This window comes from Xanthobacter sp. ZOL 2024, from assembly GCF_052932325.1.
Map to the genome: position 1 here is coordinate 440,788 of NZ_CM128808.1, position 18,788 is coordinate 459,575.

The following is an 18,788-nucleotide window of genomic DNA, read 5'->3' on the forward strand; positions in this document are numbered from 1 at the left end:
CGACGCGGCGGCGCGGACCCGGACTTTGGACTGCTCGATGGAGGATGACGCCGACCCGTCCATCCGATCTCACGATCGCCTGGATTGCTCGCCGCTCAGGGGAGGGACGCTAGTGCGAGTCCCCCCAGACGTCAAACACGTTCTCGCCTTAATCTGGTAGCGCAATCATCCTTCGCCACAACATATGGTGCCTGTAGCCCGTTAAGAAAACCTTAAAACCCCAGTCCTGGAGCGATTTTCGCGGCTTCAACGGTCCTTTGCCGGCGCCAGACGATCTTCACCGTCATCCACAGCATGAGACAGCGCACCGCCGACTGTGGCCGCAGCGCATCACGCTCACCATGCCACTAGATCTAGTGAGGTTTGATGCCGGTGATCGGACATCACCATTCAGATCGCGGCGCTGGCGAGCCGCCGCGGCCCGCGTCCCGACGTCCGCAGTGGACGGGGACCGGGGCCCGTTAGGTGTGTGGCCCCTTGGATAACCGTGCTACGAAACGAGGGTGGCGGCGATGGCCGGCGTCGCCAGCACATGGGCGCGCATGGCGGCTTCCGCCTCGGCCCGGTCGCCGCGCAGGATGGCGGTCAGCACCCGGTCGTGCTCGCGGTAGGATTCGGCGAGCCGCTCCAGGGAGCGGTATTTCGCCCGCAGGAAGGGGCGCAGGCGCACCCGGGTCGCGGTGGCGAGCTCGGCCAGATACTCGTTGTGGCAGCCGGCATTGACGGTGGCGTGAAAGCGCTCGTCGAAGGCGTTGCACGGCTCCTCGTCGCCGGCATGGATCGCGCTGGCAAGGTCGTCATGCAACCGTACCAGGGCGGCCCGCTCCACCGGTGTCGCCTGCACGGCGGCCAGGCCGGCGCACATGGCTTCCAGCTGGGCCATCACGTCGAACATGCCACGCAGCCGTTCCATCGAGGGGTGTGCCACCAAAGCGCTGCGATGGGGCCGCGCTTCCACCAGCCCGGCGGCCGCCAGATTGCGCAGCGCCTCGCGCACCGGAGTGCGCGAAACGCCGTAGCGCTTGGCGATCTCCACCTCTTCCAGCGCCGTGCCGGGCACCAGCCGACCGCTGGTGATGTCCTCGGCGATCTGCAGCCGCAGTTCCTCCGTGCGCGTGGTGGCGCGGGCGGCGGGCGCGCGACGGCGGACACGAGCGGGTGCCACGGCGCCTTCGGGCTGGATGTCGGTCGCGTTCAACATGACGCGATCAAACTACCGTGAGTCCGGCGCCCGCCGGAATCCGGGATAGTCCGTAGCGCCGGACCGCCTCCGCCCGCCCCTCAGCCCTGGCCGGCGGGGGGCGCGCTCTCGGCAGCGGCCAGCTCCGCCCGGTGGGCCGCCATCAGGCGACGGTAGCGGATGGTGGAGATGGGCAGCAGGCTCAGATAGATGATGGAGCACACCGCCAGCACGATCCACGGATAGCTGGCCAGAAGGGCAAAGAAGATGGCCACAACCACCAGCAGCGGCAGCACCATGTCGCGGCGGATGCGGCGGCCGATGGTCTTGCCCGACCACGCCGGCACCGTGGAGATCATGAGAAAGCCGATGATGAGGCAGTAGATGAGCGCCAGAGGTGCGCTGATGCCGCCATGGGGCACGCCGATCAGCTCCAGATACACCGGCAACAGCACGGTGATGGCACCGGCGGGCGCCGGGATGCCGGTGAAGAAGTCGGCGGCGAAGGCCGGCTTGTCGGGGTCATCCAGCATCACGTTGAAGCGGGCGAGGCGCAGGGCCGCGCAGATGGCATAGACCAGCGCCGCAATCCAGCCGAATGAGCCGGCCTCGTTCAGCCCCCAGAAATAGAGCATCAGCGCCGGCACGCAGCCGAAATTCACGAAATCGGCGAGGCTGTCGAGCTCCGCCCCAAAGCGCGAGGTGCCCTTCAGCGCCCGGGCGAGGCGGCCATCGATGCCGTCCAGCAGTGCCGCGAACACGATGGCGGCCAGCGCCAGCTCGATGCGCTCCTCAATGGCGAGGCGCACGGCGGTGAGGCCCGAGCACAAAGCCAGAAGGGTCACGAGATTGGGCAGGATGACCCGCAGCGGCACCTTGCCGATGCGCACGAAACGGGGCCGCAGGCCCCCCTCGGGATCCAGCGGGGGAAACAGCGGCGCCATCAGCTCACCCGATAGGCGGTCTCGCGCGGCGCGGGGGCGGCGAGATCACAGATGAGGGTTTCCCCGGCGGTGGTGAGCTGGCCCTCGGACACCTGAACCTTGGTGCCCGGCGGCAGATAGATATCCACCCGCGAGCCGAAGCGGATGAGGCCGAACCGCTCGCCGGCGCCGATCTCCTCGCCCTCGCGCACGAAACACACGATGCGTCGGGCGATCAGCCCGGCAATCTGCACGATGCCCACCGGCACGGTCTGCGTGCCCACCCGGGTTTCCAGCACCAGGCCGTTGCGCTCATTGTCCTCGCTGGCCTTGTCGAGATCGGCATTGAGGAAGATGCCGGGCTTGTAGGCGACGCGCAGAATGCGGCCGGTCACCGCCGCCCGGTTCACATGCACGTTGAACACGTTCATGAAGATGGAGACGCGCAGCAGCGGCTCGTCGGAAAGGTCCAGCTCCCGCGGTGGGCGGGCGAGGCCGATCTGCGAGATGCGGCCATCGGCGGGGGCGATCACGAGGCCCTCGCGCACCGGCGTCACCCGTGGCGGATCGCGAAAGAACAACGCGGTCCAGATGGCGAGCCCCACGGCGATCATGCCGAAGAAGGTCGAAACCGACAGCAGCCCGAGGGCGATCACCACCGCGATGGCGATGAAGGGGTACCCCTCGCGATGGATGGGCACCAGGGACTGGCGGATGCTGGCGACGATGGACAATGGGGCCTCCGAAGGACGCCGCGCCGCGTGCGGCACGAACGGCAGAGGTAGTGAGCGCGAGCCGCCGCGTCAAATCTGACAACGCCGCAGGTGGGGAACGGCCCGGTGGAGTTAGCACGCCAGAGCGGTCCCCTCGTCCGCGTCGGCCCGATCCGCACCGACCGGCCGACGCCGGCGCGGCCCGGCCCGGCTACGTGCCAACACCGGACGTTCCGGCCCCCTCCCCGGCCCCCTCCCCGGCCCTCCCCCGCAAGCGGGAGAGGGAGTGCGGCGCGGCGAGGGTGCGGTAATCCTCCCACACCGGGGTTCAGCGCCGGCGTCGCCGCCCACACCACCGCCCAAGGCCCTCTCCCGCTTGCGGGGGAAGGTTGGGAGGGGGAAACGCGATCCGACAACTCCACCCTCGGCACGAACACGCCCCGGCCCGCCTCACGCCCCGCCACGGCACCAACACCGGACGCTCCTGCCCCCTCCCCCGGCCCTCCCCCGCAAGCGGGAGAGGGAGCGCGGCGCAGCGAGTGGGCGGAGGTCCCCCCCGGCCGGGGTTCAGCGCCAACGTCGCCGCCCATAGCACCGCTCAAGCCCTCTCCCGCTTGCGGGGGAGGGTTGGGAGGGGGAAACGCGATCCGACAACTCCACCCTCAGCACGAACACGGCCCGGCCCGCCTCACGCCCCGCCACGGCACCAACACCGGACGTTCCGGCCCCCTCCCCGGCCCCCCCCGCAAGCGGGAGAGGGAGCGCGGCGCGAAGAGCGCGTGGAGATCTTCCCGGGCCGGGGTTCCACGACTGCGCCGGCAACCCACCGCGAAACCCACCGGCCTCACCCGGCCCGCGCATCGCGGCGGTAGGCGCCGGGGCTTTTGCCGGTCCATTTGCGGAAGGCGCGGTGAAAGGCGCTCGGCTCGGAAAAGCCGAGATGCACCGCCAGCTCCGCCACGTCGCGGTCGCCGTGCCGCAATTCCTCCACCGCCATGGCCCGGCGCAGGTCGTCCTTGATCTCGCGATAGGTCTGTCCCTCGCCGCTCAGGCGGCGGCGCAGGGTGGGTTCCGGCAGGCGCAGCTGGCGGGCGAGGGTGGCGAAGCTCGGCCAGGCGGCGGGCGGGCTCGCCCGCAGGCGGGCGCGCACCTTGGCCACCAGGCCGGCATCATGGCGGTAGCGCACCAGGATGTTGGCGGGCGCCCGGCGCAGGAAATCGCGCAACGCCCGCTCGTTGCGGATCGCCGGCAGGCGCAGGAAATCCGCGTCGAAGGCAAGCACGCTCTCCGCCTGCCCGAACCGCACCGGCGCGCCGAAGAACAGACCGTAATCCGCCCCATGGGCCGGCGGACCGCAGCGGAAATCCACCCGTCGCAATGGGATGCGCCGGCCCACCAGCCAGCAGGTGATGCCGTGCACGATGATCCAGAAGGTCCGGTAAGCGAAGGCGGAGCGGGGCGCGCCCGCATCCTTCAGCACGATCTGCGCAAGGCCATCAGTCACCACCAGTTCCCCATAGGGATCGTCCATGACCAGGCGCAGGAAGCGAAGGGCCCGCTTCAGCGCCTGTTCCAGCGTCGCCGCCGACAGGATGGCGTGGCACAGAAGGGTGAAGCTGCCCGAGCGCATAGGCCGCGCCCCCTCGCCGAAGAATTCGTCGTCGATGGTGGCGGCAATGGCGAGCCACAGCGCCCCATAACGCTCCGCCGACACCGGCTCGCGCACCACCGCGGGCAGGCCGGCGCGAGCCAGCAGCGGAGCTTCGTCGATACCGCGGCGGCGCAGGCATTGCAGCGCATCATCGACGAAGCCCGGCGAGATCATGCGCCGTTCCACGACACGCCTCACGAAACATTGCAAAAACGATCACAGATTTAGTCCAATTTGGTCATCGTATGCCACCCGGCTTCGTCGCTAGATCGCCGAAACGCACAAGGGTCCCCGCCCCATGGGCAGAACCGGGACCAACGGAGGAGCATGATGGCCGACACTCCCAACGCCACCCCCAGCCATGCCGAAGCCGTCCGCGACTTCCGCTTTGAAGATGTCGCCGCCCTCCTCGACGGGGATCTGGACACCGGCATCAACGCCTGCATCGAGTGCTGCGATCGCCATGCAGCCTCCGGCGGCACCATTCTCGACTGGGAAAGCGCCGATGGCCGGCGAGCGAGCTACACCTTCGCCCAGATGAAGGCGCTTTCGGCCCGCTTTGCGAACCTTCTCACCGCCCAGGGCATCGGGCCCGGCGACGTGGTGGCGGGCCTGTTGCCGCGCACGCCGGAACTGCTCATCACCATTCTCGGCACCTGGCGGGCGGGGGCGGTCTACCAGCCGTTGTTCACCGCCTTCGGCCCCAAGGCCATCGAGCACCGGCTGAAGACCTCCGAGGCCAAGCTGGTGGTCACCGACAGCCACAATCGCCCGAAGCTGGACGATCTGGAGAAGGCCCCGAAGGTCGCCCTCGTCACCCGCCCGGGTGATGCCGCCCCGCGCCTCGACGACATCGACTTCCATGCCGAGCTCGCCCGCCAGAGCGCGGATTTCGCGCCGGTGCTGCGCAAGGGCTCGGACCTGTTCCTCATGATGTCCACCTCGGGCACCACCGGCCTGCCCAAGGGCGTGCCGGTGCCCCTCAAGGCGCTGCTCGCCTTCACCATCTACATGCGGGACGCGGTGGACCTGCGGCCTGACGACAAGTTCTGGAACATCGCCGATCCCGGCTGGGCGTATGGGCTCTATTACGCGGTCACCGGGCCGCTGCTGCTGGGCCATGCCACCACCTTCTATGATGGCCCCTTCACCGCCGCGACCACCTATGACGTCATCAAGCGACACGGCATCACCAACCTTGCCGGCGCCCCCACCGCCTATCGGCTGCTGATCGCCGCCGGGCCGGAAATGGCGGCGAAGGTGAAGGGTCAGCTGCGCGTGGTCTCCAGCGCCGGCGAGCCGCTGAACCCGGAAGTCATCCGCTGGTTCGCCGAGCATCTCGATGCGCCCATCCATGACCATTACGGCCAGACCGAGCTGGGCATGGTGGTGAACAACCACCACCGCCTGAAGCATGCGGTGCATCCCGGCTCTGCCGGCCATGCCATGCCGGGCTACCGGGTGGCGGTACTGAACGAAGCCGACGAGGAGCTGCCGCCCAACGTGCCCGGCGTGCTGGCGGTGGACATCGCCCATTCGCCGCTGCTGTGGTTCACCGGCTATTACAAGCAGGAGACCCCGGCCATCGCCGGCGGCTACTACCGCACCGGCGACACGGTGGAGCTGGAGGAGGACGGCCGCATCAGCTTCGTCGGCCGGGCCGATGACGTCATCACCTCGTCCGGCTACCGCATCGGCCCGTTCGATGTGGAAAGCGCCCTCATCGAGCATCCGGCGGTGATCGAGGCGGCGGTGATCGGCAAGCCCGATCCCGAGCGCACCGAGCTGGTGAAGGCCTTTGTCATCCTGAGGCCGGGCACCGAGCCCACCGCTGCGCTGGCGGAGGAACTCCAGCAATATGTGAAGCGGCGGCTCTCGGCCCATGCCTATCCGCGCGAGATCGCTTTCGTGGAAGAATTGCCGAAAACGCCGAGCGGCAAGCTGCAGCGCTTCATGCTGCGCAACCAGGAAGCCGCCAAGTTCAAGGACAGCGCCGCCTGAAGCGACGCGACATTTCGGGGGGACCCATGCAGATTCAAGATCGCGTCTTTCTCGTCACCGGCGCCGGCTCCGGCCTCGGCGCCGCCGTCTCCCGCATGCTGGTGGGCGAAGGCGCCAAGGTGGTGGGGCTCGACATCAATGCCGAGGCCGGCGCCACGGTGGCCGCCGAGCTGGGGGACGCCTTCCGCTTCCAGAAGGCGGACGTGACCAGCGAGGCCGATGGCCTCGCCGCGGTGGCGCTGGCGAAAGAGGTGTTCGGCGCCGTGCACGGCCTCGTCAATTGCGCCGGCGTGGCGCCGGGCGAGAAGGTGGTGGGCCGCGAGGGTCCGCACCGGCTGGAGAGCTTCGCCCGCGCCGTCACCATCAACCTCATCGGCACCTTCAACATGCTGCGGCTGGCTGCCGATGCCATCACCAAGGCCGAGCCGGGACCGGATGGCGAGCGGGGCGTGATCATCAACACCGCCTCCATCGCCGCCTTCGACGGGCAGATCGGCCAGTGCGCCTATGCCGCCTCCAAGGGCGGGGTCGCCGCCCTCACCCTGCCGGCGGCGCGGGAGCTGGCGCGGTTCGGGGTGCGGGTGGTGACCATCGCCCCCGGCATTTTCGAGACCCCCATGATGGCCGGCATGCCCCCGGAGGTGCAGGACGCCCTCGGCAAGGGCGTGCCGTTCCCGCCCCGGCTCGGCCGGCCGCCGGAATATGCGGCGCTGGTGAAGCACATCATCGAGAACATCATGCTCAACGGCGAGGTCATCCGCCTCGACGGCGCGCTGCGCATGCCGCCGCGCTGAACCCGCAACAGGGAGGAACACCCCATGACAGCTGCTGATCCCATCGTCATCGTCGGCTCTGCCCGCACCCCCATGGGCGGCTTTCAGGGCGACTTCAAGGATGTCACCGCCTCCGCCCTCGGCGCCGCCGCCATCGCCGCCGCTCTGGCGCGCGCCGGCCTCGCGCCCGACCAGGTGGAGGAAGTGGTGTTCGGCTGCGTGCTGCCGGCGGGCCAGGGCCAGGCCCCGGCGCGACAGGCCGGCCTCGGCGCCGGGCTGCCCCTCTCGGCGGGGGCCACCACCGTCAACAAGATGTGCGGCTCCGGCATGAAGGCGGCCATGTTCGCCCACGACCTGCTCACCGCCGGCTCGGCCAGCGTGGCGGTGGCCGGCGGCATGGAGAGCATGACCAACGCCCCCTATCTGCTCGACCGCGCCCGCGCCGGCTATCGCATGGGCCACGGCCGGGTGATGGACCACATGTTCCTCGACGGCCTGGAAGACGCCTATGACAAGGGCCGGCTGATGGGCACCTTCGCGGAGGATTGCGCGGAAGCCTACCAGTTCACCCGCGAAGCCCAGGACGCCTTCGCCATCGCCTCCCTCACCAAGGCGCAGAAGGCGATCACCGACGGCTCCTTCGCCGCCGAGGTCACCCCGGTGACGGTGAAGGCCGGCAAGGTGGAGAAGGTCATCGCCAGCGACGAGCAGCCGCCCAAGGCCAAGCTGGACAAGATTCCCACCCTGAAGCCCGCGTTCCGCGAGGGCGGCACGGTGACGGCGGCCAATTCCTCCTCCATCTCCGATGGCGCGGCAGCGCTCGTGCTGATGCGCCGCTCGGAGGCGGAGAAGCGCGGGCTCACCCCGCTCGCCGCCATCGTCGGCCACGCCACCCACGCCCAGGCGCCGAACCTGTTCACCACCGCCCCGGTGGGCGCCATCGAGAAGCTCGCCGGCAAGACCGGCTGGGACCTGAAGGACGTGGACCTGTTCGAGGTGAACGAGGCGTTCGCGGTGGTGCCCATGGTGGCCATCAAGGATCTCGGCCTGCCGGAGGACAAGGTGAACGTGCACGGCGGCGCCTGTGCCCTTGGCCATCCCATCGGCGCCTCGGGCGCGCGGGTGATGGTGACGCTGTTGGCGGCGCTGCAGAAGTATGGCCTGAAGCGCGGCATCGCCTCCCTCTGCATCGGCGGCGGCGAGGCCACGGCGGTCGCCATCGAACGCCTGAGCTGAGCGCGCGCCTCTCCCCCCGGGTGGGAGGGGGAAAGCGACGCCGATGCCCGCACCACCGCCGGAGCGCTCTGCCCCGGCCGGCAGCCCCCTCCCCGGTCCTCCCCCGCAAGCGGGAGAGGGGGAGCGGCGGCGTTTCAACGCCGATCCCGGCGCCTTCAGAACGCGCGCAAGACCAACAAGACCTTTCGAGGAAACCGCCATGCTGCTGCACGACACCCAGACCGAGATCCGTGACGCGGTCCGCGCCTTCGCCCAGGAGCGGCTGGCCCCCGGCGCCGCCGCCCGCGATCGCGCCCATGCCTTCCCCGGGGCGGAGCTCGCCGAGATGGGGGCGCTGGGCTTCCTCGGCATGCTGGTGCCGGAGGCGTATGGCGGCGCCGACACCGATCTCATCTCCTATGCGCTGGCGCTGGAGGAGATCGCGGCGGCGGAAGGGGCCACCTCCACCATCGTCTCGGTGCATTCCTCGGTGGGCTGCGGGCCCATCGTGAAGTTCGGCACCGAAGAGCAGAAGCAACGCTTCCTGCCCAAGCTCGCCTCGGGCGAATGGATCGGCGGCTTTGCCCTGACCGAGCCGCACACCGGCTCGGACGCCGCCGCCATCCGCACCCGCGCCCGCCGCGACGGCGATTCCTATGTGCTGAACGGCGCCAAGCAGTTCATCACCTCCGGCAAGAACGGCCAGGTCATCATCGTGTTCGCGGTGACCGATCCCGAGGCCGGCAAGAAGGGCATTTCCGCCTTCATCGTGCCCACCGACACCCCCGGCTATGAGGTGGTGCGGGTGGAGGAGAAGCTGGGCCAACATGCCTCCGACACCTGCGCCCTCGCCTTCAACGACATGCGCATTCCCGCCGAGCTGCGGCTCGGCGCCGAGGGCGAGGGGCTGAAGATCGCCCTCGCCAATCTGGAGGGCGGGCGCATCGGCATCGCCTCCCAATCGGTGGGCATGGCCCGCGCCGCGTTCGAGGCCGCCTGCGCCTATGCCAAGGAACGGGTGACGTTCGGCAAACCCATCTTCGAGCACCAGGCCATCGGCTTCCGCCTCGCCGACATGGCCACCCGCATCGAGGCCGCGCGGCAGATGGTGCTGCACGCCGCCGCCCTGCGCGTGGCCGGCCGGCCCTGCCTCACGGAAGCTTCCATGGCCAAGCTGTTTGCCTCGGAAACGGCGGAACAGGTGTGCTCGGCCGCCATCCAGATCCACGGCGGCTATGGCTATCTGAACGATTTCCCTGTGGAGCGGATCTATCGCGACGTGCGCGTCTGCCAGATCTACGAGGGCACCAGCGACGTGCAGCGCATCGTCATCGCCCGCGCCCTCTGATCGCGAGGAGCGCGGGCGCAGCCTGTCATGCGCACCGCCCCTCGCAACCGCGCCCTAAAGCCCTCCCCCGCACGCGGGAGAGGGAGAGCGGCGTCGGGTGGAAGACACGTTCAAAACGAAAGCCACACGGACCGCCCGGAGGGCCTGCCATGACCGACACGCGACGCCAGCGCTGACATCCAACCCAAGGCCGGCGACGGCGCCGCCCCGTCATGCGCGCTGCCGTCGCCACCCCGCCCCAAAGCCCTCTCCCGCCTGCGGGGGAGGGTTGGGAGGGGGAAAGCGACGCTGACGCCCGACCACCGCCGGAGCACGCCGCACCGGCCGGCTGCCCCCTCCCCGGCCCTCCCCCGCACGCGGGAGAGGGAGAGCGGCGGCGGATGGAAGACACGTTCAACTCCCAATAAACATAAGTCTTTCCGAGGACACGCCATGACCGAGACGCCGACGCCCACTCCGACCGTGCCCGTCGTGCCCCGCTCCGGTCCCCTTCAAGGGCTGCGCGTGGTGGATCTCTCGCGGCTGGCGCCGGGCCCCTATTGCACCATGCTGCTGGCTGATCTCGGGGCCGAGGTGATCGTGGTGGGCGGCGGGCGCGCCGGGGTGGCGATCCCCGAATTGTCGCGGGGCAAGCGCTTCATCGCCCTCGATCTCAAGGCCCCGGCCGGCCGCGCCGCGCTCCATGCCCTGGTGAAGAGCGCCGACATCCTGGTGGAGGGCTTTCGCCCCGGCGTCGCCGAGCGCATCGGTGCCGGTTATGAGGAACTGTCCGCCCTCAATCCGAAGCTGGTCTATTGCTCGGTCACCGGCTTCGGCCAGGAGGGGCCGCGGGCGCTGGAGGCGGGGCACGACATCACCTATCTCGCCCTGTCCGGCGTGCTGGGCGGGCTCGGCCCGAAGGCGGCGCCGCCCACCCCACCCCTGAACCTGGTGGCGGATTTCGCCGGCGGCAGCCTGATGGCGGCGCTGGGCATCCTCGCCGCCGTCATCGAGGCGCAGCGCTCCGGCCAGGGCCAGAAGATCGATGCCGCCATGGTGGATGGCGCCCTCTCCCTGATGGCCATGCACTGGCCCCTGTGGCAGACGCCCCACTGGCCCGCCCGCGGCGACGGGCTGCTGGCTGGCGACAAGCCCTTCTATCGCACCTATCCCTGCGCCGATGGCCGCTTCATCGCCGTCGGCGCCCTGGAACGAGGCTTCTTCGAGACCCTGTGGCGCACCCTCGATCTCGGCCCCGTGCCCGACCACATGGCCCGCGCCAACTGGCCGGAGATCGAACGCCGGCTCGGCGAGACCTTCGCCGCCCGGCCGCGCGACCATTGGTCGGCGCTGTTCACCGGCACCGATGCCTGTGTCGCCCCGGTGCTGGAGCCCCACGAGGTATGGCGCGACCCGCATATCGCCGCCCGCCATCCCACCTCCGGCCCCCATGCGGTGCCGGCGGTGCCGGTGCTGTCGCGCACGCCGGCCGTGGCCCACCCGTTGGATGAGACCGACCAGACGCGGGAGGTCCTGACGGCCCTGGGCCTCGCCCCCGCCGTGGTGGAGGCGGCCATCGTCCCGCAGGCCCCCGACCAGCGCACCGGCCTCGACTGGCCGCCCGCCCTGCGCTGACCCGCACCCAGGACGGGCAGCGCCAGAAGACAGACCGGTGCCGGCGCACCATGCCCGCCCGCCATTCGGCAACTCTTGCTTGTATCGACTTTTTCCTGATGGCCGCGGCCGCCCCACCGGCATCGGACGGGTTGTCGGCGCGGGGCTGCACAGCCTAAACAAGCTGAGGCTTGAGCGGATGCCCATCCGCACACGCCTTCACTCGGCAGAGCCACAGGCGCGTGCCCCGGCTCTGGTGAGGATGCCTCAGCTCTTTTGGGATGTTGTTCGATGTCGCAGATACTTGACGACGTTTTCACCGAACCGGATTTCTCGCCCGACACCCTGGCCAACCTCGGCCCGCTGCAGCGCCTGGCCGGCGTATGGCAGTCCGACACCGGCATGGACGTGAACCCGAAGGCCGACGGGCCGGAGCGGCGCGCGTTCAGCGAAGTGGCGAAGATGGAGCCCATCGACCCACAGACCAACGGGCCGCAGCTGCTCTATGGCCTGCGCTACCACATCCACATCACCGCCCCGGGCGAGAGTGGCACGTTCCACGATCAGGTGGGCTATTGGCTGTGGGAGCCGGCCACCGGCCTCATCATGCAGACCATCGCCATCCCCCGCGGCCAGGTGGTGCTGGCGGGCGGCACCGCCAAGCCCGGCGACAAGACGATCACCGTGGAAGCGCGGCGCGGCGACACCCGCTTCGGCATCAGCTCCACCACCTTCCTGGAAGAGGCCTTCCGCACCGATTACTATCGGATCGACATCACCTTCAACGACGATGGTTCGTGGACCTATGTGACCCGCGTCGACCTCGCCGTCCGCGGCCAGGAGCCGGTGTTCAACCACACCGACACCAACACCCTGCGCAAGATCCTGCGGCCGCGCCCCAACCCCATGTCGGCGTCGACCCTGGAAAGCGCGGACTGAGTCCCTTGGCCCCGGCCTTCGACCGGGGCCTTTCAGCCCGCCATTTCGGCCACCCGATCACCGATGGCGAGGCAGCTGGTGAGGCCGGGGGATTCGATGCCGAACAGGTTGATGAGACCGGCAACCCCGTGCGCCTCGGCGCCCTGCAGCACGAAATCCGGCGTCGCGCCCTCCGGCCAATTGAGCTTGGGGCGGATGCCGGAATAGCCCGGGCTCAGATCCTCCGCCCGCAGCTGCGGCCAATAGCGCTGGATGGAGGCGAGGAACGGCCCCTTGCGGGCCGGATCCACCTCATAATCGCGGCTCTCCACCCATTCCACATCGGGCCCGAACCGAGCCTGTCCGCCGAGGTCCAGCGTGAGGTGGGTGCCGAGCCCGCCCGGCTCCGGCACCGGATAGATGAGGTGGCGGAACGGCACCTTACGGGCGCAGGTGAAGTAATTGCCCTTGGCGAACCTCGGCGTCGGCACCTGCCGCGCGTCGAGCCCCGAGATGCGCGCGGCCACCGCCGTGGCGTCGAGGCCGGCGCTGTTCACCAGGAGGCTGCAGCCCAGTGTCAGCGGGTTGTCACCGCCGGCGCGCACCGCGAAGCCCGTGCCCGTCACCTCCGCGCGCTCAAACGGGGCGGCCAGCGCCACCATGCCGCCGGGGGCTTCCAGATCGCCTTGCAGCGCCAGCATGAGGCCGTGGGAATCGACGATGCCGGTGGAGGGGGAGAGCAGCGCCGCATGGGCCGTCAACGCCGGCTCCAGCGCGTGGACCTCGGCCGCGTCGAGCAGGCGCAGGTCGTCCACCCCGTTGGCGTGGCCGGTGGCCTGCAGCTTTTCGAGATAGGCCACCTCATCCGGCCCATTGGCGACGATGAGCTTGCCGAGCCGCGCATGGGGCACCCCATGGCTGGCGCAGAAATCATAGAGCGCGGCCCGCCCGGCCACGCACAGCTGCGCCTTGAGGCTGCCCGGGGCATAATAGATGCCGGCGTGGATCACTTCCGAATTGCGGGCGCTGGTGCCGGTGCCGATGGCGGTCTCCGCCTCCAGCACAATCACCTCCCGCCCCGCGCGCGCCAGCGCCCGGGCCACCGCCAGCCCCACCACGCCGGCGCCGACGACAATGCACTCCACCTGATCCATGCGCCCCATCCGTCTGTGTCACCGGCCCGGCACAACGGGCATGGGGCCGATGTCGCCCACCCGCGCCGTGGCGGTCAAGAGCGATCGGCGCGGGTGAAGCAGACGGTGCGGCCCTCCACCTCGCCCACCACCACGGAGCGGTCGTAGAGGTGACCAAGGGTCGCCGCGTCCAGCACGCGGCCCACCGGCCCGGCGGCCATGAGCACGCCGTCGCGCAGCATCGCCACATGGCTGCCGATGGCGAACACCTGATCGGGATGATGGGTGGAGAACAGCACCGCCAGCCCCTCCCCCGCGAGCTCGGCCAGGAGGCTCAACACCCGGTCCTGATTGGCAAAATCGAGGCTGGCGGTGGGCTCGTCCAGCACCAGGATGCGCGGCTCCTGGGCCAGCGCCCGGGCGATGAGCACCAGCTGCCGCTCGCCGCCGCTGATGGCGGTGAAGGGTCGTTCCGCCAGCGCGCTGATGCCGACGCGGGCGAGCGCCGCATCCGCCGCCGCCAGATCGGCCGCGTCCGGCCGCGCGAACAGGCCGTGGCGGGCCACCCGCCCCATGAGCACCATGTCGCGCACCGGAAAGGCGAAGGCGGCCGGCGCGCTCTGCGGCACGAAGCCGAGCACGCGGGCGCGGCGCGCCGCATCCCACTGCTCGAGCCGGGCGTCCTCCACCCACACGGCGCCCGCCAGCGGCCGGCGCAGCCCCACCAGGGTCTTCAAAAGCGTGGTCTTGCCTCCGCCATTGGGACCGAGCAGGCACAGCACCTCACCGGCATCGAGCGCCAGGTTCACCCCATGCCCCACCGACCGGCCGTCATAACCGTAGGCGAGATCGCGTGCGCGGAGCAGAGCCATGCTCACCCCCATCCCCGGCGCGAGGTGGCCAGCAGCCACAGGAACACCGGTGTGCCCACCAGCGCGGTGAGCACGCCGAGGGGAATCTCCACATCGCTGGCGCCGCGCGCCACCGTATCCACCAGCAGCAGGAAGGCGCCGCCCCCGAGCGCCGCCGCCGGCGCCACCCGGGCAAACGCCGGGCCCACCACCAGACGCGCCAGATGGGGCACCACCAGCCCCACCCAGCCGATGATGCCGGCGATGGAAACGGCGGTGGCGGTGAGCAGGGTGGCGGCGCCGATCACCATCAGCCGCACCCGGCGGGCATCGACGCCGAGCGCCCGCGCCTCCTCCTCGCCCAGGGTCATGATGTCGATGCGCCAGCGCAGCAGCAACAGCGGCAAGAGGCCGATGACGAGCGCCGGCGCCAGCAGCGCCAGCTCCTTCGCCTGCACTCCGGCGAGCGAGCCCAGCAGCCAGAAAGTAATGGCGGGCAACTGGTTATAGGGATCGGCCAGCACCTTCAAAATGGAGATGCCGGCGGAAAACAGCGTGCCGATGACAATGCCCGCCAGCACCAGCACCAGCAGCGGCTCGTGGCCGCGCACCAGATGGGCGACGCCGTAGACGGTGGCCACCGCCAAGAGCCCGCCAGCGAACGAGGTCGCCTCCACGCCGGCCACGGGCAGCGCCAGGAAAATGCCGATCACCGCCCCGAGCGCCGCGCCCGAGGAGACGCCGAGAATGTCCGGCGACACCAGCGGATTGCGGAACAGGCTCTGGTAGGCGGCCCCGGCGGTGGCGAGGGCGGCGCCGACGCCGGTGGCGGCCAGAATGCGCGGCCCGCGGATGTTCTCGATGACCGCCACCACTACCGGCGCCGGCGCGGGGCCGAGGTCGAGCCGCCAGCACGCCCAGGCCCAAAGCCCCGCGCCGCCGATGGGGTAGGCCCCCACCGCGAACGCGCCCGCCGCCAGCAGCGCCAGCCCCGCCGCGCAGCCCACCCAGAGCCAGACCGAGCGCCCGGAGCGCGTCGACAGGCTCATCGAAAGGCGGCCTTCGCCAAAAGCGCATCCAGCTCGGCGCCGCTGAGCGTGTGGTGGTAGAACAGGCGATAGAAATCGCGCGCCTCGGCAGGGATATCGAACCGCATCTGCGCAGGGAACAGCAGCTGCGCCAGCCAGATCACGCCCATGACCCGGTTCACCGAGGGCGGATAATCCACCCAGGGGAATGGCAGCTGCGGGGTCAGCACCACCTTGCCCTCCCGTACCGCGCGCAACGCACCCCACAGGGGATCATCGCCCATGCGGGCGAACAAAGCCGGGTCGAGCACCACGATCACATCGGGATCGAAGCGCAGCAGCTGCTCCATGGAAACGGTGACGAGGCTGCCACCGCCCAGCGCCTCCCCCACCACATTGCGGCCGCCGGCGGCCTCCACCGCCTCCACATTGATAGCCCCGGCCCGGGCGCTTTCGAGCCCGGTGGTGCCGCGCGCCAGATAGACCTTCGGCCGCGCCGCCTCCGGCACCCGCGCCAGCCCGTCCGTCACCGCGCGCAGGCGGTTCTCGATCCACGCCGCCCGCGCCTCCGCCAGCGCCGGCACGCCCAGCGCCCGCCCCAGGGTGCGATAGGAGGCGGGCAGAGCCGCCAGATGCCCGTCGAGCAGCAGCACCGGCACGCCGGTCGCGCCCTGCACCCGTTCGGCCAAGGACACATAGGTGCCCGATGTCATGCCGACATCGACGACCAGATCGGACCTGAAGCGCAGCAGTGTCTCCAGATTGGCATCGCCCCCCCGACCCCCGAGCCAGCCTAGCGACGGCTTATCCGCATGCGGCCCGAGATAGACCAGTGCCTCCGGCGCGGGCGTGCGGGTCCAGCCGAGCAGCCGCTCGGGCACGAGGGAATAGAGCACCAGACCGGCCGGCGGGCCGGCGGGAAAAACCCGCATCACCGGCGCAGGCACCTCCACCCGGCGACCGGCGCCATCCATGAGCTCCAACGCCGCGACGGTCCGGACCGACTCGAGACAGCACAGCAGACCCACGACCGCCAGCGCCACGCCCACCCGCTGGACCCGAGCGAAAATCGCCAAATGACCCTCCACCGCGAAAATGACAAAATTTTATCATTGTTTTACATGTAGATATAAAATTCAGACACAATTGTTACCCCAAGGTTATTGCCCGATGCAAGCGCTTCGCTATATATCATGAAACATAGCGTAGGCCGGAAGTTCGTACCGCGCGACAGGCGCTCCGGTCCTCACCGCCACATCGTGAACATGCGGCTCGCCCCTCTCGACCGCAGTCTTTCAGCTATGGGATTTGGGATGCGAAGGATTGCTCTTTGCGCGTCGGCGTCGGCGCTTGCTTTGTCCGCCTCCTGGACCGCTGCGCATGCGCAGCAGGCGGCGGACACTAACTCCATGGTGTTCGAGCTCGGCCAGATCAATGTCGTCTCCCCCACCAGCAGCGAATATTGGCAGAGTACCGGCGCAGCCATCTCTGAGACCACGGTCACCAACCAGGAAATGTACACATTCAACCGCAATCGACTGGACGATGCCTTGACGCTGGTGCCCGGCGTCACCGTCTCCAGCGGCGGTGCGCGCAATGAGCCCAGCGTCTCCGTGCGCGGCTTCAACATGTGGCAACTGCCGCTCTCCATCGACGGCGTGCGCGTCTACCTGCCCTATGACAACCGCCTCGACATCGGCCGGTTCCTCACTCCCGACCTGTCGGAAGTGCAGGTGGAGAAGGGCTATGTCTCGGTCCTCAATGGCCCGGGCGGCATGGGCGGCGCCATCAACCTCGTCACCCGCAAGCCCACCAAGGCGCTGGAAGGCGAGTTCCGGGCCGGCGTGGGCCTGGGCAATACGGGCGCGTACACGGACTTCAACACCACCGCGTCGCTCGGCACCAAGCAGGAGAAATACTATCTCCAGGCCACCGGCACCTTCGCGGATTCCGACGGCTTCTTCCTACCGCTCGATTTTTCCCCGCTCAATCCTGCGGCGGAAGACGGCGGCCGGCGCGACTTTTCCGATTCCCGGGACTGGCGGGTGAATCTGAAGGCCGGCTTCACCCCTAACGATACCGACGAATACACCCTGAACTATACGGTCCAGCAGGGCGAGAAGGGCAACCCCTACGACATCTACCACAATGTGCGCACGCCCAATGGCTGGGAGGGGCATGCCGATGCCCGCCAGGGCCGCAACTGGACCTGGCCGGAGTGGAATTATCAGACGGTCTATTTTCTCTCCAAGACCGCCATCGGCACCAACACCTATTTCAACACACGCTTTTATTACACCTGGTTCGACAACACCCTCTCCGCCTATGACGATAACGCTTTCCTGACCCAGTCGGCGCGCGGCTTCGACAGCATCTATAATGACGAGAGCTTCGGCACCGATCTGGAGCTGGTGCATCAGATCAATGAGAAGGACACCCTCAAGGGCGTTCTCACCTATCGCCGAGACAGCCATGCGGCGAGCAATGTGAACACTCCGGGCATCGGCACCGCACAGCGGGACCCCACCTACAAGCAGTCCGAAGCGGTCATGTCGGTGGGCGCGGAAAATACCTATCACATCACCCAGAATTTCGATTTCGTGGCCGGCGTCAGCTACAATTACCGCGACCTGCTGCTGGCCCAGGACTATGGCGACATCGACGGCAGCGGCGTGGATGTGCTCTACAATCAGCCCCTGACCAGCGACGACGCCATCGACTGGCAGTTCGCCCTCATCTACCGCTATAGCGACAAGGGGCAGCTGAACGCCAGCGTCTCCAGCCGCACCCGCTTCCCCACCCTGTTCGAGCGCTTCAGCTCGCGCTTCGGCTCGGCCATCTCCAATCCCTATCTGGCGCCGGAACGGGCCACCAATTACGAGATCGGCTGGCACGACACCTTCTATGGCTCCCTCGCCCTCGGCGCCTCGGTGTTCTACAGCCGGGTGGAAGATCTCATCCAGAGCGTGGATACCGACCAGTGGAGCGTCGACAACGACACCTGGATCACCCAGAACCAGAACGTGGGCGACAGCGACAATGTCGGCTTCGAGCTGAAGGCCGAGTGGAAGGCCTCCGACACCCTGCTGATCGGCGGCAATTACACCTTCATCAATGTGGACATCAGCTCGCCCGTCGTCGGCACCCAGCCGCTGGGCACGCCGAGCCAGTACGCCTTCCTTTATGCCAAATGGAAGGCCTGGGAGAACATCACCCTCATTCCCAGCCTGCAGATGTCCTCCTCCCGCTGGACCAACCCATCCTTCGGCGCGCTCAATTACGTGAAGACGGCGGGCTTCACCCTGGCCAATTTCAGCCTGGAATATAATTTCAACGCCAGCACCACCATCTCGGCGGGAATCCAAAATATATTCGACACACAGTATGAGACCGAATGGCTCTATACCCAGGCTGGCCGCAACTACTTCATCAACGGGCGGATCGTCTTCTGATCTCCTGCG

Annotated in this window: 15 protein-coding genes; 7 read left to right on the forward strand and 8 right to left on the reverse strand. The window is 68.9% G+C overall.

Annotated features, from left to right (window positions below; all coding sequences use genetic code 11):
* Positions 1-490 precede the first annotated feature (490 nt).
* The 4 genes from ACU4E7_RS02225 to ACU4E7_RS02240 form a co-directional block, all read right to left on the reverse strand.
* Positions 491-1,201, reverse strand: a complete 711-nt coding sequence (locus tag ACU4E7_RS02225; RefSeq protein ID WP_447020500.1) for a GntR family transcriptional regulator — start codon at positions 1,199-1,201, stop codon at positions 491-493.
* A gap of 80 nt (positions 1,202-1,281) precedes the next feature.
* A complete protein-coding gene (gene pssA, locus ACU4E7_RS02230) occupies positions 1,282-2,124 on the reverse strand; it encodes a CDP-diacylglycerol--serine O-phosphatidyltransferase (protein WP_447020501.1) in 843 nt (280 codons plus the stop codon).
* Positions 2,124-2,837, reverse strand: coding sequence for a phosphatidylserine decarboxylase (locus ACU4E7_RS02235; protein WP_238120668.1), 714 nt, complete (start codon positions 2,835-2,837; stop codon positions 2,124-2,126). Before ACU4E7_RS02235 ends, pssA begins: the two co-directional genes overlap by 1 nt.
* A gap of 823 nt (positions 2,838-3,660) precedes the next feature.
* A complete protein-coding gene (locus ACU4E7_RS02240; RefSeq protein WP_447020502.1) occupies positions 3,661-4,653 on the reverse strand; it encodes an AraC family transcriptional regulator in 993 nt (330 codons plus the stop codon).
* Positions 4,654-4,794: 141 nt separating this feature from the next.
* Between ACU4E7_RS02240 and ACU4E7_RS02245 the strand changes: the two genes are divergently transcribed.
* From ACU4E7_RS02245 to ACU4E7_RS02270, 6 genes are all read left to right on the forward strand, one after another.
* Positions 4,795-6,468 (forward strand): acyl-CoA synthetase, encoded by a 1,674-nt coding sequence (locus ACU4E7_RS02245; protein WP_447020503.1) that lies wholly within the window; start codon positions 4,795-4,797, stop codon positions 6,466-6,468.
* Between the two features lie 26 nt (positions 6,469-6,494).
* Positions 6,495-7,262: a 3-hydroxyacyl-CoA dehydrogenase gene (locus ACU4E7_RS02250; RefSeq protein ID WP_447020504.1), complete on the forward strand. Its 768-nt coding sequence runs from the start codon at positions 6,495-6,497 to the stop codon at positions 7,260-7,262.
* A gap of 24 nt (positions 7,263-7,286) precedes the next feature.
* Positions 7,287-8,477, forward strand: coding sequence for an acetyl-CoA C-acyltransferase (locus ACU4E7_RS02255; RefSeq protein WP_447020505.1), 1,191 nt, complete (start codon positions 7,287-7,289; stop codon positions 8,475-8,477).
* Between the two features lie 199 nt (positions 8,478-8,676).
* Positions 8,677-9,804: an acyl-CoA dehydrogenase family protein gene (locus ACU4E7_RS02260; RefSeq protein WP_447020506.1), complete on the forward strand. Its 1,128-nt coding sequence runs from the start codon at positions 8,677-8,679 to the stop codon at positions 9,802-9,804.
* Between the two features lie 432 nt (positions 9,805-10,236).
* Positions 10,237-11,418 (forward strand): CaiB/BaiF CoA transferase family protein, encoded by a 1,182-nt coding sequence (locus ACU4E7_RS02265; RefSeq protein ID WP_447020507.1) that lies wholly within the window; start codon positions 10,237-10,239, stop codon positions 11,416-11,418.
* A gap of 270 nt (positions 11,419-11,688) precedes the next feature.
* Positions 11,689-12,336 carry an FABP family protein gene (locus ACU4E7_RS02270; RefSeq protein ID WP_238120662.1) on the forward strand — a complete coding sequence of 216 codons (648 nt, stop codon included), beginning with the start codon at positions 11,689-11,691 and terminating at the stop codon, positions 12,334-12,336.
* Positions 12,337-12,368: 32 nt separating this feature from the next.
* On the opposite strand, the gene ACU4E7_RS02275 is transcribed toward ACU4E7_RS02270, so the two are convergent.
* The 4 genes from ACU4E7_RS02275 to ACU4E7_RS02290 form a co-directional block, all read right to left on the reverse strand.
* Entirely contained in the window at positions 12,369-13,469 is a 1,101-nt protein-coding gene (locus ACU4E7_RS02275) for an NAD(P)/FAD-dependent oxidoreductase (RefSeq protein WP_447020508.1), read from the reverse strand.
* Positions 13,470-13,543: 74 nt separating this feature from the next.
* Positions 13,544-14,320 carry an ABC transporter ATP-binding protein gene (locus ACU4E7_RS02280; protein WP_447020509.1) on the reverse strand — a complete coding sequence of 259 codons (777 nt, stop codon included), beginning with the start codon at positions 14,318-14,320 and terminating at the stop codon, positions 13,544-13,546.
* A 2-nt stretch (positions 14,321-14,322) separates the two neighbouring features.
* Positions 14,323-15,348, reverse strand: a complete 1,026-nt coding sequence (locus ACU4E7_RS02285) for a FecCD family ABC transporter permease (protein ID WP_447020510.1) — start codon at positions 15,346-15,348, stop codon at positions 14,323-14,325.
* Positions 15,345-16,403: an ABC transporter substrate-binding protein gene (locus ACU4E7_RS02290; RefSeq protein WP_447020511.1), complete on the reverse strand. Its 1,059-nt coding sequence runs from the start codon at positions 16,401-16,403 to the stop codon at positions 15,345-15,347. Before ACU4E7_RS02290 ends, ACU4E7_RS02285 begins: the two co-directional genes overlap by 4 nt.
* A gap of 333 nt (positions 16,404-16,736) precedes the next feature.
* Here ACU4E7_RS02290 and ACU4E7_RS02295 point away from each other — a divergent pair, with 333 nt between their 5' ends.
* Positions 16,737-18,779 carry a TonB-dependent receptor domain-containing protein gene (locus ACU4E7_RS02295; protein ID WP_447020512.1) on the forward strand — a complete coding sequence of 681 codons (2,043 nt, stop codon included), beginning with the start codon at positions 16,737-16,739 and terminating at the stop codon, positions 18,777-18,779.
* The last annotated feature ends 9 nt before the right edge of the window (positions 18,780-18,788 follow it).

Bases quoted from the DNA above. Each gene is read 5' to 3' on its own strand.
- ACU4E7_RS02250 (WP_447020504.1), top strand. From the start codon at position 6,495: ATGCAGATTCAAGATCGCGTCTTTCTCGTCACCGGCGCCGGCTCCGGC.
- pssA (WP_447020501.1), bottom strand. From the start codon at position 2,124: ATGGCGCCGCTGTTTCCCCCGCTGGATCCCGAGGGGGGCCTGCGGCCC.
- ACU4E7_RS02265 (WP_447020507.1), top strand. From the start codon at position 10,237: ATGACCGAGACGCCGACGCCCACTCCGACCGTGCCCGTCGTGCCCCGC.
- ACU4E7_RS02270 (WP_238120662.1), top strand. From the start codon at position 11,689: ATGTCGCAGATACTTGACGACGTTTTCACCGAACCGGATTTCTCGCCC.
- ACU4E7_RS02255 (WP_447020505.1), top strand. From the start codon at position 7,287: ATGACAGCTGCTGATCCCATCGTCATCGTCGGCTCTGCCCGCACCCCC.
- ACU4E7_RS02280 (WP_447020509.1), bottom strand. From the start codon at position 14,320: ATGGCTCTGCTCCGCGCACGCGATCTCGCCTACGGTTATGACGGCCGG.
- ACU4E7_RS02285 (WP_447020510.1), bottom strand. From the start codon at position 15,348: ATGAGCCTGTCGACGCGCTCCGGGCGCTCGGTCTGGCTCTGGGTGGGC.
- ACU4E7_RS02245 (WP_447020503.1), top strand. From the start codon at position 4,795: ATGATGGCCGACACTCCCAACGCCACCCCCAGCCATGCCGAAGCCGTC.
- ACU4E7_RS02225 (WP_447020500.1), bottom strand. From the start codon at position 1,201: ATGTTGAACGCGACCGACATCCAGCCCGAAGGCGCCGTGGCACCCGCT.
- ACU4E7_RS02260 (WP_447020506.1), top strand. From the start codon at position 8,677: ATGCTGCTGCACGACACCCAGACCGAGATCCGTGACGCGGTCCGCGCC.
- ACU4E7_RS02295 (WP_447020512.1), top strand. From the start codon at position 16,737: ATGGTGTTCGAGCTCGGCCAGATCAATGTCGTCTCCCCCACCAGCAGC.
- ACU4E7_RS02275 (WP_447020508.1), bottom strand. From the start codon at position 13,469: ATGGATCAGGTGGAGTGCATTGTCGTCGGCGCCGGCGTGGTGGGGCTG.